This is a genomic window from Chitinophaga filiformis, from assembly GCF_021646545.1.
GTDB lineage: Bacteria > Bacteroidota > Bacteroidia > Chitinophagales > Chitinophagaceae > Chitinophaga > Chitinophaga filiformis_A.
On sequence record NZ_JAKIRP010000022.1, the window covers coordinates 44,567 to 60,838 of the forward strand.

Below are 16,272 nucleotides of genomic sequence, written 5' to 3' on the forward strand. Positions count from 1 at the left end.
TACGGAGGAAGTGAGATGAATCCGGTTACGGAAGATCAGTACACACCGGCTAGAAGCTGTGCTTCCCTTTCTTCGGCTTTTTGTAAGGCAGGAGGCGTATAAAGCATTGCCGTACAAAGACAGTTCCGGCACCCTTTCTTCTGCAGGATATTAAAGTTAACACAACTCCTGCATCCCTTCCAGAATTCCGGGTCCCTGGTTATTTCATTAAAGGTGACTGGTAAAAACCCTAATTTGCTGTTCATACGCATAATAGCCAGTCCGCTTGTAATACTGAACAGTTTTGCTGTGGGGTATTTTTCCCGCGACAGCTGAAAGATCCTTTTCTTGATGCGGGAGGCGACTCCTAGTCCGCGGAAACCTGGATTAACGATCATTCCTGAGTTAGAAACAAACTCTCCGTTACTCCAGGATTCAATGTAAGAGAACCCTACCCAGATCTTATTTACGGTCAGCGCTATCACTGCCTTTCCTTCCCTTATCTTTTTCATGATAGCGGTAACAGAACGTTTGCTGATACCGGTACCTTTTGCTTTGGCGGATGCTTCCATTTCTGCTGTGATTGTTGCAGCGTATTTACAATCTGAAAGCACCGCCTTTCTGACAATCACTCTGTCGTTGTCCATTTCGGATAGTTTTATTTTAATATATCCAGGGCTATATTCAGTTTAAGCACATTCACTTTGGAAGGTCCGGCGATACCCAGCAGCGGACGTTCGGTATGATCAGACACCAGTGCCATCAGCTTCGTTTCGGAAAGATGACGTACTGCCGCGATACGTTTTACCTGTATCAGGGCGGCAGCAGGAGAGATGTCCGGATCCAGGCCACTACCGGAAGCCGTAACCAGTTCCGCAGGGATATCTTCTTTTTTTACACCGGGATTGTGTACCAGGAAGGTATCGATGCGTTCCTGCACAGTTTTCTTGTAGTCAGGATTGGACGCTGCCTTGTTGGAACCTCCGGATCCGGCAGCATTATAGTTCACGGCAGATGGGCGGCCGTTGAAATATTTATCTTCTGTAAAACGTTGACCTATGTTTTCATACCCCACTACTTTACCGTTTACAGCAACTGTTTTACCTTTCCCTTGTCCCGGGGCTGCTTTGGATATTGCAGCTATCAGAGAGGGATAAAGCACCGCCAGAACGAGTACCATAAAAAGGGTCAGTTTTACAGAAGGCCATATATACTTTCTCATTGTTGTTTTTTTATTGGTAATTACATGAATAAGGTCAGGAACAGATCAATGATCTTGATTCCTATGAAAGGGATAATAACGCCGCCAAAACCATAGATGAGCAGGTTCCTGCGCAACAACGCGCTGGCGCCGATCGGTTTGTAGGCAACACCTCTCAGTGCCAGTGGTATCAATGCTGGGATGATCAGTGCATTGAAGATTACGGCCGAAAGGATAGCGCTCTCCGGAGACGCCAGGTGCATAATATTGAGCCCCTGTAAAGCCGGAATAGCGGTTACAAATAATGCCGGAACAATGGCAAAGTATTTTGCCACGTCGTTGGCGATGGAAAAAGTAGTGAGAGTACCACGTGTCATCAGTAACTGTTTACCGATTTCCACGATCTCAATCAGTTTAGTGGGGTCGTTGTCGAGGTCCACCATATTGCCCGCTTCTTTAGCCGCCTGAGTACCGCTGTTCATTGCTACACCTACGTCGGCCTGTGCCAGTGCTGGTGCATCGTTGGTCCCGTCTCCCATCATGGCTACCAGTTTACCGCCTTCCTGTTCCTTACGGATATAGATCATTTTATCTTCAGGTTTGGCTTCAGCAATGAAGTCGTCCACACCAGCCTTTTCAGCGATATATTTTGCTGTAAGCGGGTTGTCGCCGGTCACCATTACTGTCTTCACACCCATTCTGCGCAGGCGTTCGAAACGTTCACGTATACCGGGTTTGATGATATCCTGTAGCTCGATCACCCCGATCACTGTTTCGTTACGGCTTACCACCAATGGCGTACCACCATTCGAAGAGATCTCTTTTACCTTTTCTTCTGTTTCCGCAGGGAATGGATGACCAGCTTTCTGTACGATATTACGGATAGCATCATAAGCGCCTTTACGGATACGGAGCCCGTTGAGATTGAGTCCGCTGCTACGTGTTTCTGCGGTGAACTCAATAAAGGTGGCTTCTTCCGCGCTGGGCGGCGTAACCTTTATGCCTTTCTCTGCGGCCAGTTCCACAATAGATTTGCCTTCAGGCGTTTCATCTGCCATAGAGGCCAGTGCGCAGGCTTCGAAGAACTCCTTCTTGCCGATGCCAATGGCAGGCCAGAAGTGTGTGGCCTTACGGTTACCGATAGTGATGGTACCTGTTTTGTCGAGCAACAGCGTATCAAGGTCGCCGGCAGTTTCAACCGCTTTACCGCTTTTCGTGATGACGTTGGCTCTCAGTGCACGGTCCATGCCTGCGATACCGATCGCACTGAGCAGCCCGCCAATAGTGGTAGGTATAAGGCATACAAACAGGGACACAAAAGCCGCGATGGTGATAGGTGTGTTGGCATAGTCACCAAAAGGCTTTAAGGTTACGCAAACGATGGTGAAGACCAGTGTAAAGCTTGCCAGCAATATGGTAAGGGCAATTTCGTTAGGTGTTTTCTGGCGACTGGCGCCTTCGACGAGCGCTATCATTTTATCCAGGAAGCTTTCACCCGGATCGGTCGTTACACGTACCCTGATCCTGTCGCTCAATACTTTCGTACCGCCTGTTACGGATGATTTGTCACCGCCGGATTCACGGATCACCGGCGCAGATTCGCCGGTGATAGCCGATTCGTCGATGGTAGCCAGCCCCTGCACGATTTCACCGTCCATCGGTATCATATCACCGGCTTCGCAGATAAAGAAATCGCCTTTACGTAACTGTGAAGAAGGTACGATCTTAATCTCGTTGGTATATACTTCACCCACTGCAAACACCTTCTTGGCAGGCGTTTCTTCCCTTGTTTTACGAAGGCTTTCGGCCTGCGCCTTACCTCTTGCTTCAGCAATCGCCTCCGCGAAGTTGGCAAAGAGAAGGGTCAGCAGCAGGATGATAAACACGGCGAGGTTGTATCCGAAGGAGCCCTGTGAGGCATCTCCGGTAATAGCGGTATACAGTGTAACAACCAGCATGATAGCTGTTCCGATCTCCACGGTGAACATCACCGGGTTACGGAACAGGATCTTTGGTGAGAGTTTGACAAAGGCCTGCTTTAAGGCGCCGCTCACCAGTGCCGGTTCAAAAAGTTTATTATGATTGCGTTCAGACATATAATTCAGATTTTGCGAACAAGGTGGTCATAGGATAGTAACCAGATGACGATTTAGACTTAGGATAGTAACAAATGGCTTTATCAGTAGGATTGGAAATATTCTGCTATAGGTCCCAGGGTCAGTGCAGGGAAGAAAGCCAGTGCTGCAATGATCATGATCACAGCGTAGGTCATGATACCGAATGTAGCGGTATCGGTCTGCAGCGTGCCTGCCGATTCAGGGATATATTTCTTCTTAGCCAGGATACCTGCAATGGCAACCGGACCGATGATTGGAATAAAGCGGCCGAGTATCATGATAACACCCGTACTGATGTTCCAGAAGATATTGTTGTCTGCTAAACCTTCAAAGCCGGAGCCGTTGTTGGCAGAAGAAGATGTAAACTCATAGAGCATTTCCGAGAATCCATGATTGGACGGATTGTTGAACCATGCGGATGGTTGTACGGACCATGCTATCTGCGGATGATGTGCAGCAAAGTACGCTGACAACGCAGTACCGACCAGTATCAGGAAGGGGTGGAAGAGCGCAATGATAGCTGCGATCTTCATCTCACGTGCTTCAACTTTACGGCCCATGAATTCAGGCGTACGTCCTACCATCAGTCCGGAAATGAATACCGCGATGATGAGGAAGATAAAGTAGTTGAGTAAACCTACGCCTTTACCTCCATAGAAACAGTTTGTCATCATACCTAATAGCTGCATAGTGCCCGACATAGGCATGGAACTATCATGCATAGAGTTCACAGAACCTGTAGAGATGATGGTGGTCATCACCTGCCAGTAGGCCGAAGCCGGTACGCCTATGCGTACTTCTTTACCTTCCATGGCAGTGATGTCTTTCAGGCCCAGATGACCCAGTAGCGGGTTGCCGCTTATTTCGGAGATAAGGTTAGGTATCATAAACGTCAGCATACCCGCGGTCATCACACCAAAGATGACATAGCCGAGTTTCCTCCGGCGGATAAAGAAACCGAAGGCGAAGATCAGCGCCATCGGGAGTATCACCTGGGCAACGATCTCCACCGTGTTGGTAAAGTAGTTCGGATTTTCCAGCGGGTGAGCAGAGTTAGCGCCGAACCATCCACCGCCATTAGTACCAAGGTGTTTAATAGCGATCATACCGGCAGCAGGACCTCTGGACACCTGTACGGAATCGCCCTGCATGGTAACAATACTATCCTTTCCGTCAAAGCTGGCAGGAGTGCCGTTGAACACCAGTATGATAGCCATGACGACGCTCAGCGGAAGCAGTATACGGGTGATCGTTCTTGTGAAGAATACAAAGAAATTGCCCAGTCTTTCCGTTGTCTTTTCGGCAAAGGCCCTGAACAGTACTGCTACTGCGGCAACGCCGGTAGCGGCAGATACGAACTGCAGGAAGGTAATGACAAAGAGCTGTGAAAAATAGGTAAGCCCGGATTCACCTGAATAGTGCTGCAGGTTACAGTTCACCAGGAAGCTGATGGCTGTATTGAAGGCCAGGTCGGGCGTCATATCCGGATTGCCGTCCGGATTGAGCGGCAGATGAGATTGGAATAGCAGGACAAAAAAGGCATAAACCAGCCACACAAGGTTAATAGATAACAAGGCTGCCATGTGCTGCTTCCAGTTCATCTCTTTATGAGGATCTATCCCGCAGATGCGGTAGATAAAACGTTCCACAGGATTGAGGAAGTCGGTGATGGTACGTTCCCCCTGGAATACTTTTGAAATGTATTTACCCAGCGGGAAGGCTATCACCAGTGTTATGATAAAGGTGAGGATAACACCTGTTATTTCGCTGTTCATTATTAATCGGTTTGAGATCAGAATTTTTCAGGTTTCAGGAGAACATACACCAGGTAAATGAATACGAGGATGGATATTGTCAACAGTATTGTCATCATAAATTCAATTATATGTTTTCGAAGAAATCTATTGATTTATAAAAGAGATAAAAGCAAATGAGCATAATGAGCAGATAAAGTGCGATCAGCATATGTCAGTTTTTTTTGAGTGATAGATTATACGCCGGGCTTCAGTACCTGCTGGATGTAGAGGGAAAAGAGCACAGCCGGCATTACCCGCTGTATTTCCAGCCATTCCTGGCGACTGCAGGACATCCTGAAACTGGAGAATGAAAAGATGAAAACATTTTCGATGGCTGTTTTCATCAGCTGGTTACCCCTGTTGTAGATCTTTTCTGCAAGTACCATACAACGTTGTACCTGGCGCAGCTGATGCTGTTGCAACATTCTGGCGGTATAGTTAGCCAATACCTTTACAGAGAGGTATGCGCTGCCAAAAACAGGCGCGCATACTATTTCCTTTTGTATTTCCGGTATTTCATCCGCTATCTGGGCGGCGGCTTCATATTGGTTCATAAAAATCAATTTACGGGGTAGTAAAGGCGAATGGCATGCCCGGTTCTGGCATGAAATGGCAGTTTGGCTGAAAAACCGCCACCGATAAGGGACTATAATTGCTGAGCAGCATCAGGCTGGAAGAAACGCACCCTGAAAACCCTCTCATTTTGAGAAGGGTTTATCAATTTGGATAATATCTGGTCCCCCCGAATATTGGCGACGCCGGTTGTCCGGTTCACCACCTTATTTGTCCGACAGGCGCCATAGCACTATGTGTTGTTCCGGATTAATCGTCCATTTGTACTGTGATTAACAATTATTCAAACGATCAATTCAAACACATGAGACCAGTCAACATAGTAATCATCAGCACAGCTTTAATAGGCCTGCTTGTAGCAATGGCCGCATTTATGGGCATATCAAATGAAAGAATAATGAAAGATGTACAGAAAGCGAAGAATAGCAAAGGTTTTGCCGTTGTTGAGCTGTTCACTTCGGAAGGATGCTCCAGCTGTCCGCCGGCCGATGCGCTGATGGAACGCATTCAGCAGGACAATGAGAATAAAGACATATATATCCTGGCCTTCCACGTCGACTACTGGGATCACCAGGGTTGGAGAGATCGCTTCAGTGATCGCAGATACTCAGAACGACAGCAACAATATGCCGGATGGTTGGGCCTCTCGACTATTTATACGCCGCAGGTGGTGATCAACGGCGAAGGTGAGTTTGTTGGTTCAAATGCAGGTGCTATTGTAAAAGCGATCGCTAATGGTTTGGACGCCGCATCTAAAGACAGTGTAAGCCTTCGGGCAAAGCTTGGACAAGGCAAAATATATATAGAACATGATGTATCCGGTCAGCACAAAGATGCAGCCCTGGTGCTCGCCCTCGTACAGAAAGAAGCACACAGTGATGTTAAGGCTGGTGAGAATACAGGCAGAAAGTTGTCCCATGTACAGATAGTACGGCAGCTGGCATATGTTGACGCCAACAGCAGTAAAGAAGTTGAAATGAAGCTGCCGGAAGGCTTTAATGAAAACGGCTGGGAGTTGATAGGTTTTGTGCAGCAGAATGGAGATGGCCGTATTACCGCAGCTACCAGAACGGGATTTCAGGCATCAACTGATGCGGTTAAATAATGTAACCGGTGAATTTCAGGAAACAGATCAATCAATATAGTTATAACAGTAAACAGTCATAAGAAAAACAAACATAAAAAACAGATCATGGAAAACAACAACAATGGAGTAATCAGCACTCCCAGGATTGAGAAAGTAATATACACAGGTAAGACTCACACGACTGGCGGAAGAGAAGGCAGGGCAAGCAGTTCAGATGGCCGTTTGGATATTCGCTTGTCTTCTCCGGTAAGTACAGATCCGGGAACTAATCCGGAGCAACTATTTGCCGCAGGATGGTCAGCCTGTTTCATGGGAGCGATTGGAATAGCTGCAGCAAAAGCGAAAGTTACTTTGCCTACGGACTTTTATGTTGATGCAGAGGTGGATCTCGGTTTGGTAGGTGTTGCATATTTTCTGCAGGCCCGTCTTAATGTGCATCTACCGGGACTGACTACTGAAGTGGCAACTGCACTTGTTGAAGCAGCACATCAGACATGTCCATATTCTAAAGCCGTTCATGGAAATATAAACGTGGAAACCTACCTGGTCTAAATCGTAGTGTTTCATAGAGTGAGGTATCATATAAATATATGACAAACCGTGAAGTTGAATCAAAGCCATCTCATTTTTGAGATGGCTTTCTCATTTATGAGGTATATGTGCGTTACGGAATTCCGTATTTTTTTCTCTACAGGCGACTTTTTTTGTGAAGCAAAAAATACTGCATACTTACAGATTTAGTGTCGTCGCTTATATTGCCTATCAATTCATTAATGCAGCAATACACTCGAAAAACCTTGATAAATCCACGTTTTAGACAAATAAAAAATAAATGTTATTGTGACATTTAAGTATACTTGTTATAGTATTATTATTTAATATTACATCCGGATTCGACATTAAAAGACACAATTTCTAAGAGAGAACAGTAGCGTTTAGATAACAACACCATTAGTACAGTAGCATTGAAACTAAAAGACACAGTTTCTAAGAGAGAACAATAGTGTTCAGAAAACGGCACTATTAAGTACAGTGACATTTGATGCTAAGAGACATAGTTTCTATAGAGAACGGTAGCGTCCCGGAGAACATAACCATTTAGCATAGTGACATCGAACGGAACAGTGACATTGAGCATAACAGCAGCCGCTGAATGAATCAACGTAACATTTTGAACGGAATTGTAGCATGTGAACTGAATAGTAGCAGAAAACCTGTATTCTATTAAATATTCTATACCCTTGAATTAAAACAAACAGAGCCTATAGTGAAAACTCTACCTATTATGGCGCGCGCGCATCTCATGCGGCTAGGCCTTCTTTTATCATTACTTATCGGCGGTCCCGTATGGGCGACTCCCGAATGTCCGATTGTGACTGCCAGATTTCCGGTGTCAGATGGAACGACAGCCGACAATTCTGCTACGGGCTGGTACCTCGATGCATCAAAGGTTTCCGGCACGGGTTATTTTGCGGTAAAATCAAAACGATTACATGCGCAGGAACTGGGAGGAGAGGGGATCTGGTATTCCAAGGTGTTTTCTACCACAGGCTATACTGATTGGCAGGTAGCTGTGAAGGTCTCATCTGAAGGTGATATGAACAGTTCCGAGTATGTGAAGATCTATTACAAAATAAATGGCGGGGCTGAGATTTTACTTGATCAGCGTACTGGCAATTTCGGTACGATTGATTTTATATCTCCTTTGTTAAATGGCAGTACTGTACAGCTGGTGGTAAAGATCTACAACTATAATAACGGAGGTTCTCAAACATCCAAGTATTATATTGAAGAGTACCGCGTGTTTAAAGAGAAGGGCGCCTGCGCCGGTACTATTCCGGTTTCAGTAAGTGCTGGCAACGGCGGCGTATTGACATGTGCCAATTCATCTATTACGTTATCAGCAGCTTCCAGTGCAACAAATGTCACTTACAGTTGGACCGGACCTAATAATTTTACCTCTACATCGCAAAATCCTTCAGTAAACACTGCGGGTGTTTACACCGTTACAGGAACCAATTCATCTGGTTCCGGTTCTGCTACTGTGACAGTGACTGAGAATAAAGCTGTACCGGATCTTTCTGCAACGGGCGGTACATTAGCCTGTGGTAACAACGTTACGTTGAATGCCAGCTCTTCGGTGAGCAATGCGCAATACAGCTGGACGGGGCCGGGTGGTTATACCAGTACGACGCAGAATCCTACGGTCAGTACGGCGGGTATTTATACCGTGACGGTAAAGAATCCGGCCAATGGGTGTGTGAACTCAAAGTCGGTGGAAGTGAAGTCGGGTACAGCGGCTGCTGTAAATACGTGGGTGGAAGATTTTACATTGTCCAACGGTACAAATGTTGATAATGGCACTACTGCATGGTCGGTTAAAACGACTTCAGGCAGTACCTTTTCCGTAACCGGCAATGAGTTTAAAGTCAGTGGCACCGGCACCAGTGGTGAGGGTGTGTGGACATCGGAATCGATCAATATCACCGGTAAAACGGATGTAAGTATATCTATTAATACCAGGAGTGCTGTCAGTAGTGGTGCTGCTATGAATGAGACGGGCACGTACATGGACTACATCAGGTTCTACTATAAGTTGAATGGTGGCACAGAGGTATTGTTTGCCGAGAAGAAAGCAGCTATCAATAATCACAGCAGTTCCAATTCCACTGTAAGTGTAGCCGGTTTAAGCGGTTCAAGTCTTCAGATTATTGTGAAGTCAAGGGCATCCGGTTCTGATGAATTTTATTATTTCGATCATGTAAAAGTAAAAGCAGTAGACCCTGCTATAACATTGACGACGGCAGTGAGTGGTCCTGTTACCTGTGCGAATAATGCACAGATCACTGTAACACCAGGTGCTACTGTTTCTTCTTATTCCTGGACAGGGCCTAACGGATTTACGTCGACCGTACAGAATCCTGTTGTAGGTTTTGGAGGGGAATATATCGTTTCTGCTACATTGTCTTCAGGATGTTCAGTGTCGGTGCCTGTGATGGTAACAGAAGATAAGGCGGCGCCGGATGTTACAGCAACGGGAGGCGCATTGGCCTGTATGTCAAGCATGACGCTGAATGCGAATTCTTCGGTGCCTAATGTGACATATAGCTGGACTGGTCCTAACAACTTTACCAGTGCTTCGAAGAATCCGACTGTCAGTGCAACGGGTACTTATACTGTTACCGTAAAAAATCCTGTGAACGGATGTACTGCATCAGCATCTGTGGTGGTATCGGCAGGTACATCTTCTGCTCCTGCTGCTTTCTGGCTGGAGGATTTTGCTTTGGAGAATGGTACTACTGTTGATAATGGCAGCACTGCCTGGACGCTGGAAAGTTCAGGTGCTGGTACTATTTCCGTACAGAATAATGAGTTTAAAGTTTCTTATAACGCAGCAGCGGAAGCGAAATGGAGCTCAGATGTAATTGATATTTCCGGTAAGAGTGATGTAGTGATCACTGCAGATCTGCGCAGTGAAACACCGGGAAGTGATCTGTTTGAAGAAGATGACTATATCAGGGTATATTATAGATTGAATGGAGGCGCTGAGGTGCTGGTATTTAGTGATGCGGCCGGTATTGGATCCAGTACCAGTGGTACTGCGAGGATCAGCATCGCTTCTCCTGTATTGAACGGTACTACGCTCCAGGTGATCATCAGGGCAAGGAATTCGAGTAATACTGAGCGATACTACTTCGATAATGTGAAGCTAACAGGCGCTGATAAGGCCGATCCCGATTCTGACCTGACTGCAACGGCGTCTGTATCGGATACGCTTACCTGTACGAAGACTTCAGTAACCTTGTCCGGCGCTTCAAATGCAAGCGGGGTTAGTTACAGCTGGAGTGGTCCGGGTAACTTTACTTCAACAGTACAAAATCCTGCGGTAACAACTGCCGGTAACTATACGCTAACTGTTACGAACCCTTCCACGGGTTGTACGGCGACGGCTACCGTCACCGTTATTGCAAATATTACGGCTCCGATCGCATCAGCGGGTGTAAGTGGTCCGTTGAGTTGTGGCGTGTCCAGCGTTACCTTATCCGGAAGTTCTGAAACTGCCGGTGTAACCTATAGATGGACGGGCCCTAACGGGTTTACGTCTGCCTTACAGCGTCCTGTGGTGAGCGTTACCGGTACCTATACATTGACAGTTACAAATCCTGTGAATGGATGTACGGCTACAGCATCTGTGGTGGTATCCGGAGGTACCTCTTCCGGTCCTGCTGCTTTCTGGCTGGAGGACTTTACTCTGGCGAATGGTACTACTGTAGATAATGGTAGCACAGCCTGGACGCTGGAAAGCAGCGGTGCAGGTACTATCTCGGTACAGAACAGTGAATTTAAAGTTTCTTATAACGCAGCTGCGGAAGCGACATGGCGTTCAGATGTAATTGATATTTCCGGTAAGAGTGATGTGGTGATAACGGCGGACCTGCGGAGTGAAACGCCGGGAAGCAATGATCTATTTGAAGATGATGACTACATCAGGGTATATTACAAATTGAATGGCGGTGATGAAGTGCTGGTATTTGATGACGCGGCGGGCATTGGTTCGAGTACCAGTGGTACCGCCAGGATCAGCATCGCTTCCGGCACATTGAACGGTGGTAGCATCCAGGTGATCATCAGGGCAAGGAACTCAAGTAATACTGAACGATACTATTTCGACAATGTGAAACTGACGGGTGCTGACAGATCAACTTCTGCTATAACTGCAACAGCAGCGGTGTCTGATACACTTACCTGTGCTGCCACTTCCGTGAACCTGTCCGGCGCGTCAAATGCAAGCGGGGTTAGTTACAGCTGGAGTGGTCCGGGTAACTTTACATCAGCAGCGCAGAATCCTGCAGTGACCACTGCGGGTAATTATATATTGACTGTGACTAATGCTTTGGGTTGTACCGCGAAGGATACTGTCACCGTTATTGCGAATACTGCGGTACCGACAGCATCTGCAGGTGTAAGTGGTCCGCTGAGTTGTGCAGCTTCCAGCGTTACCTTGTCTGCAAGTTCTGAAACGGCGGGTGTGACTTACGGCTGGACTGGTCCGAATGGGTTTACGTCTGCATTGCAGCATCCTGTGGTGAGTGTTGCAGGTAACTATATATTGACAGTGACGGATCCTGCGAATGGTTGTAAGAATACGGCGACTGCTACTGTAACCAGCCTGGGATCTACCGTTGCTACGCTGTGGTTGGAGGACTTTACCCTGAACAATGGAACGACTGTAGATAATGGCAGTACGGCATGGTCTGTACAGAATCCTTCCGGCAGCACTTTTGCCGTATCTAACAATGAGTTCAGAATCAGTGGCCAGGGTACAAATAGTGAAAGTGTATGGACGTCGGGCGTGATTGACATTAGTGGAAAGACAGGCGTTGGTATCTCTGCTAATGCGAGAAGTTCGGTAACAGGCGATGCTGTGATGAATGAGTCAGGTACGTACGCAGATTATCTTCGTTTCTATTATAAATTGAATGGCGGGGCAGAGGTGTTGTATGCAGAGCGGAAATCGGATATTAATGGCCATTCAAGTACCTATACTTATATATCAGTAGCTGGTTTGAGTGGTAACAGTCTTCAGCTGGTGATCAGGACCAGGGTTACAGGTACCGATGAATTCTACTATGTAGATAATGTGAAGGTGACTGGTACTCCGACCGGTACGCTCACTGCCAATGCATCAGTAAGTGACACGGTCACATGTGCTGTTCCTTCCGTGACGCTGATGGGTAGTTCAAATACAAATGGTGTAACTTATAGCTGGAGTGGTCCTTCAGGGTTTACTTCTAATTTGCAGACACCTGCGGTAACGATGGGCGGTAATTATATACTGACTGTTACGAATGCCTCAACAGGGTGTACTGCAAGGGATACCGTGACTGTTATTCAGGACATTTTCGCGCCGGGAGCAACTGCTGAGGTGAGCGGTCCGCTGACCTGTGCGTCTCCTGTAGTTGTATTGACTGGTAATTCCGCTACACCAGGTGTGAATTATAGTTGGTCTGGCCCAGGTAATTTCTCATCTGCATTGCAGCGCCCGGGAGTAAGTGTAGCGGGAACGTATATATTGACTGTGAGAAATCCTGTAAATGGTTGTACAAGTACGGCTTCTGTTACGGTACAGCAAAGTATAGATAAGCCAAATCTGACGGTAACGCAGCCAGCGGTGCTGACTTGTGCGAATACCTCAGTAAATTTAACGGCTTCTTCTTCGACAGCTAATGCAACAATAACATGGTCTGGTTTTGCTACCGGCCAGAGCTCAGTGAGTGTAAATGCACCTGGTAAGTATTATGTAATCGCTACTGCTGTAAATGGTTGTACTACTAAGGACAGCGTAACGGTGACTCAGAACATTGCTAAACCGAACCTGACAATTGCCACGCCGCAGGTATTGACTTGTAATGTAACAAGTGTAAACTTAACTGCATCTTCAACTACTGCTAATACTACGTTCACATGGGCTGGTAGAACAGCCGGTCAGAACCCGATCAGTGTGACTGCACCGGGTAAATACTATGTGACGGCAACAACAGCTATTGGTTGTTCTACTATCGATAGTGTAATTGTAGCTCAGGATATCAATAAACCAAACCTGACCATCGCTACACCACAGGTATTGACTTGTGATAGAACCAGTGTGAGCCTGACGGCATCATCTACTACGGCTAATACCACCTTCACATGGACAGGTAGAACAGCAGGTCAGAACCCGATCAGTGTGACTGCACCTGGTAAGTACTATGTGACCGCAACAACTGCCAATGGTTGTTCAACTATAGATAGTGTAACTGTAGCTCAGGATATCAATAAACCAAACCTGACGATTGCTACACCACAGGTGCTGACTTGTGATAGGACTAGCGTCAACTTAACGGCATCATCTACTACGGCTAATACCACCTTCACATGGACAGGTAGCACAGCAGGTCAGAATCCGATCAGCGTTACCGCACCTGGTAAGTACTTTGTAACAGCAACTACAGCTAATGGTTGTTCTACTAAGGACAGTGTAACTGTAGCTCAGGATATCAATAAACCAAACCTGACCATCGCCACACCTCCGGTCCTGACTTGTGATAGAACCAGTGTGAGTCTGACGGCATCCTCTACTACTGCAAACACCACCTTCACATGGACAGGTAGAGGCGTCGGTCAGAATCCGATAAGTGTGACTGCTCCGGGTAAATACTATGTGACGGCAACAACAGCTACTGGTTGTTCTACTATCGATAGTGTAATTGTAGCTCAGGATATCAATAAACCGAACCTGACCATCGCTACACCACAGGTATTGACTTGTGATAGAACAAGTGTGAACCTGACGGCATCATCTACTACGGCTAATACCACCTTCACATGGACAGGTAGAGGCGCCGGTCAGAATCCGATAAGTGTGACTGCACCTGGTAAGTACTTTGTAACAGCAACTACAGCTAATGGTTGTTCTACTAAGGACAGTGTAACTGTAGCTCAGGATATCAATAAACCAAACCTGACCATCGCCACACCTCCGGTCCTGACTTGTGATAGAACCAGTGTGAGTCTGACGGCATCCTCTACTACTGCAAACACCACCTTCACATGGACAGGTAGAGGCGCCGGTCAGAACCCGATCAGTGTGACTGCTCCTGGTAAGTACTTTGTAACAGCAACTACAGCTAATGGTTGTTCAACTAAGGACAGTGTAACTGTAGCTCAGGATATCAACAAACCGAACCTGACCATCGCTACACCACAGGTACTGAACTGTGATAGGACTACCATCAACTTAACGGCGTCATCTACTACAGTTGGTACCACCTTCACATGGACAGGTAGAACTGCAGGTCAGAACCCGATCAGTGTGACTGCACCTGGTAAGTACTTTGTAACAGCAACTACAGCTAATGGTTGTTCAACTAAGGACAGTGTAACTGTAGCTCAGGATATCAATAAACCAAACCTGACCATCGCTACACCACAGGTACTGACTTGTGATAGAACCAGTGTGAACCTGACGGCATCATCTACTACTGCTAATACCACCTTCACATGGACAGGTAGAACAGCGGGTCAGAACCCGATCAGTGTGACTGCACCTGGTAAGTACTTTGTAACAGCAACTACAGCTAATGGTTGTTCAACTAAGGACAGTGTAGCTGTAGCTCAGGATATCAATAAACCAAACCTGACGATTGCTACACCTCAGGTACTGACTTGTGACAGAACCAGTGTGAGTCTGACGGCATCCTCTACCACTGCAAATACCACCTTCACATGGACAGGTAGAACAGCAGGTCAGAACCCGATAAGTGTGACTGCACCTGGTAAGTACTATGTGACCGCAACAACTGCCAATGGTTGTTCGACTATAGACAGCGTGACAGTAGCTCAGGATATCAATAAACCAAACCTTTCCATCGCTACACCACAGGTATTGACTTGTGATAGAACCAGTGTGAGCCTGACGGCATCATCTACCACTGCAAATACCACCTTCACATGGACAGGTAGAGGCGCCGGTCAGAACCCGATCAGTGTGACTGCACCTGGTAAGTACTATGTGACCGCAACAACTGCCAATGGTTGTTCAACTATAGACAGTGTAACCGTAGCTCAGGACATCAATAAACCGAACCTGACTATCGCTACACCACAGGTACTGACTTGTGATAGGACTAGCATTAACTTAACGGCATCATCTACCACTGCTAATACCACCTTCACATGGACAGGTAGAACAGCCGGTCAGAATCCGATCAGCGTAACCGCTCCGGGTAAGTACTATGTGACCGCAACAACTGCCAATGGTTGTTCAACTATAGATAGTGTAACTGTAGCTCAGGATATCAATAAACCAAACCTGACCATCGCTACACCACAGGTACTGACCTGTGATAGAACCAGTGTGAACTTAACGGCATCATCTACTACCGCCGGTACTACCTTCACATGGACAGGTAGAACAGCAGGTCAGAATCCGATCAGCGTAACTGCTCCGGGTAAATACTATGTGACCGCAACTACAGCGAATGGTTGTTCGACTAGGGACAGTGTGACTGTGGCTCAGGATATCAACAAACCGAACCTGACCATCGCTACACCACAGGTGCTGAACTGTGATAGGACTACCATCAACTTAACGGCGTCATCTACTACTGCTGGTGCTACGTTCACATGGACAGGTAGAACTGCAGGTCAGAATCCGATAAGTGTAACTGCACCTGGTAAGTACTATGTGACCGCAACAACTGCCAATGGTTGCTCTGCTATAGACAGCGTGACAGTAGCTCAGGATATCAATAAACCAAACCTGTCCATCGCTACACCACAGGTATTGACTTGTGATAGAACCAGTGTGAGCCTGACGGCATCATCTACCACTGCTAATACCACCTTCACATGGACAGGTAGAGGCGCCGGTCAGAATCCGATAAGTGTAACTGCACCTGGTAAGTACTATGTGACCGCAACAACTGCCAATGGTTGCTCTGCTATAGACAGCGTGACAGTAGCTCAGGATATCAATAA

At 46.8% G+C, this 16,272-nt stretch carries 9 protein-coding genes; 3 read left to right on the top strand and 6 right to left on the bottom strand.

From position 1 onward, the window contains the following. Positions 1-35: 35 nt before the first annotated feature. From L3C95_RS32485 to L3C95_RS32505, 6 genes are all read right to left on the bottom strand, one after another. Positions 36-626 (bottom strand): N-acetyltransferase, encoded by a 591-nt coding sequence (locus L3C95_RS32485; RefSeq protein ID WP_236394526.1) that lies wholly within the window; start codon positions 624-626, stop codon positions 36-38. Positions 627-637: 11 nt separating this feature from the next. Next, on the bottom strand, positions 638-1,201 hold the full coding sequence (locus L3C95_RS32490; RefSeq protein WP_236394524.1) for a K(+)-transporting ATPase subunit C: 564 nt from the start codon (positions 1,199-1,201) through the stop codon (positions 638-640). Positions 1,202-1,221: 20 nt separating this feature from the next. Continuing rightward, positions 1,222-3,276: a potassium-transporting ATPase subunit KdpB gene (kdpB, locus tag L3C95_RS32495; RefSeq protein WP_236394522.1), complete on the bottom strand. Its 2,055-nt coding sequence runs from the start codon at positions 3,274-3,276 to the stop codon at positions 1,222-1,224. Positions 3,277-3,359: 83 nt separating this feature from the next. After that, the gene (gene kdpA / locus L3C95_RS32500) at positions 3,360-5,072 is read right to left on the bottom strand and encodes a potassium-transporting ATPase subunit KdpA (protein WP_236394520.1); all 1,713 of its coding nucleotides are present in this window, start codon (positions 5,070-5,072) and stop codon (positions 3,360-3,362) included. Positions 5,073-5,089: 17 nt separating this feature from the next. Then, positions 5,090-5,170, bottom strand: coding sequence for a K(+)-transporting ATPase subunit F (gene kdpF, locus L3C95_RS35315; protein ID WP_410683854.1), 81 nt, complete (start codon positions 5,168-5,170; stop codon positions 5,090-5,092). A gap of 117 nt (positions 5,171-5,287) precedes the next feature. Continuing rightward, positions 5,288-5,647 carry a hypothetical protein gene (locus L3C95_RS32505; RefSeq protein ID WP_236394518.1) on the bottom strand — a complete coding sequence of 120 codons (360 nt, stop codon included), beginning with the start codon at positions 5,645-5,647 and terminating at the stop codon, positions 5,288-5,290. Between the two features lie 323 nt (positions 5,648-5,970). On the opposite strand from L3C95_RS32505, the gene L3C95_RS32510 reads away from it, so the two are divergent. From L3C95_RS32510 to L3C95_RS32520, 3 genes are all read left to right on the top strand, one after another. After that, entirely contained in the window at positions 5,971-6,771 is an 801-nt protein-coding gene (locus tag L3C95_RS32510) for a DUF1223 domain-containing protein (RefSeq protein ID WP_236394516.1), read from the top strand. 87 nt (positions 6,772-6,858) lie between these two features. Further along, complete coding sequence (locus L3C95_RS32515; RefSeq protein ID WP_236394514.1) at positions 6,859-7,305, top strand: Ohr family peroxiredoxin; 447 nt, start codon at positions 6,859-6,861, stop codon at positions 7,303-7,305. A 733-nt stretch (positions 7,306-8,038) separates the two neighbouring features. Next, on the top strand, positions 8,039-16,272 hold an 8,234-nt coding region (locus tag L3C95_RS32520), incomplete at its 3' end, for a hypothetical protein (protein WP_236394898.1).

What these genes read in the sequence shown, in the direction of transcription:
- L3C95_RS32485 (WP_236394526.1), bottom strand. Translation starts at nt 626, where the DNA reads ATGGACAACGACAGAGTGATTGTCAGAAAGGCGGTGCTTTCAGATTGT.
- L3C95_RS32490 (WP_236394524.1), bottom strand. Translation starts at nt 1,201, where the DNA reads ATGAGAAAGTATATATGGCCTTCTGTAAAACTGACCCTTTTTATGGTA.
- kdpB (WP_236394522.1), bottom strand. Translation starts at nt 3,276, where the DNA reads ATGTCTGAACGCAATCATAATAAACTTTTTGAACCGGCACTGGTGAGC.
- kdpA (WP_236394520.1), bottom strand. Translation starts at nt 5,072, where the DNA reads ATGAACAGCGAAATAACAGGTGTTATCCTCACCTTTATCATAACACTG.
- kdpF (WP_410683854.1), bottom strand. Translation starts at nt 5,170, where the DNA reads ATGATGACAATACTGTTGACAATATCCATCCTCGTATTCATTTACCTG.
- L3C95_RS32505 (WP_236394518.1), bottom strand. Translation starts at nt 5,647, where the DNA reads ATGAACCAATATGAAGCCGCCGCCCAGATAGCGGATGAAATACCGGAA.
- L3C95_RS32510 (WP_236394516.1), top strand. Translation starts at nt 5,971, where the DNA reads ATGAGACCAGTCAACATAGTAATCATCAGCACAGCTTTAATAGGCCTG.
- L3C95_RS32515 (WP_236394514.1), top strand. Translation starts at nt 6,859, where the DNA reads ATGGAAAACAACAACAATGGAGTAATCAGCACTCCCAGGATTGAGAAA.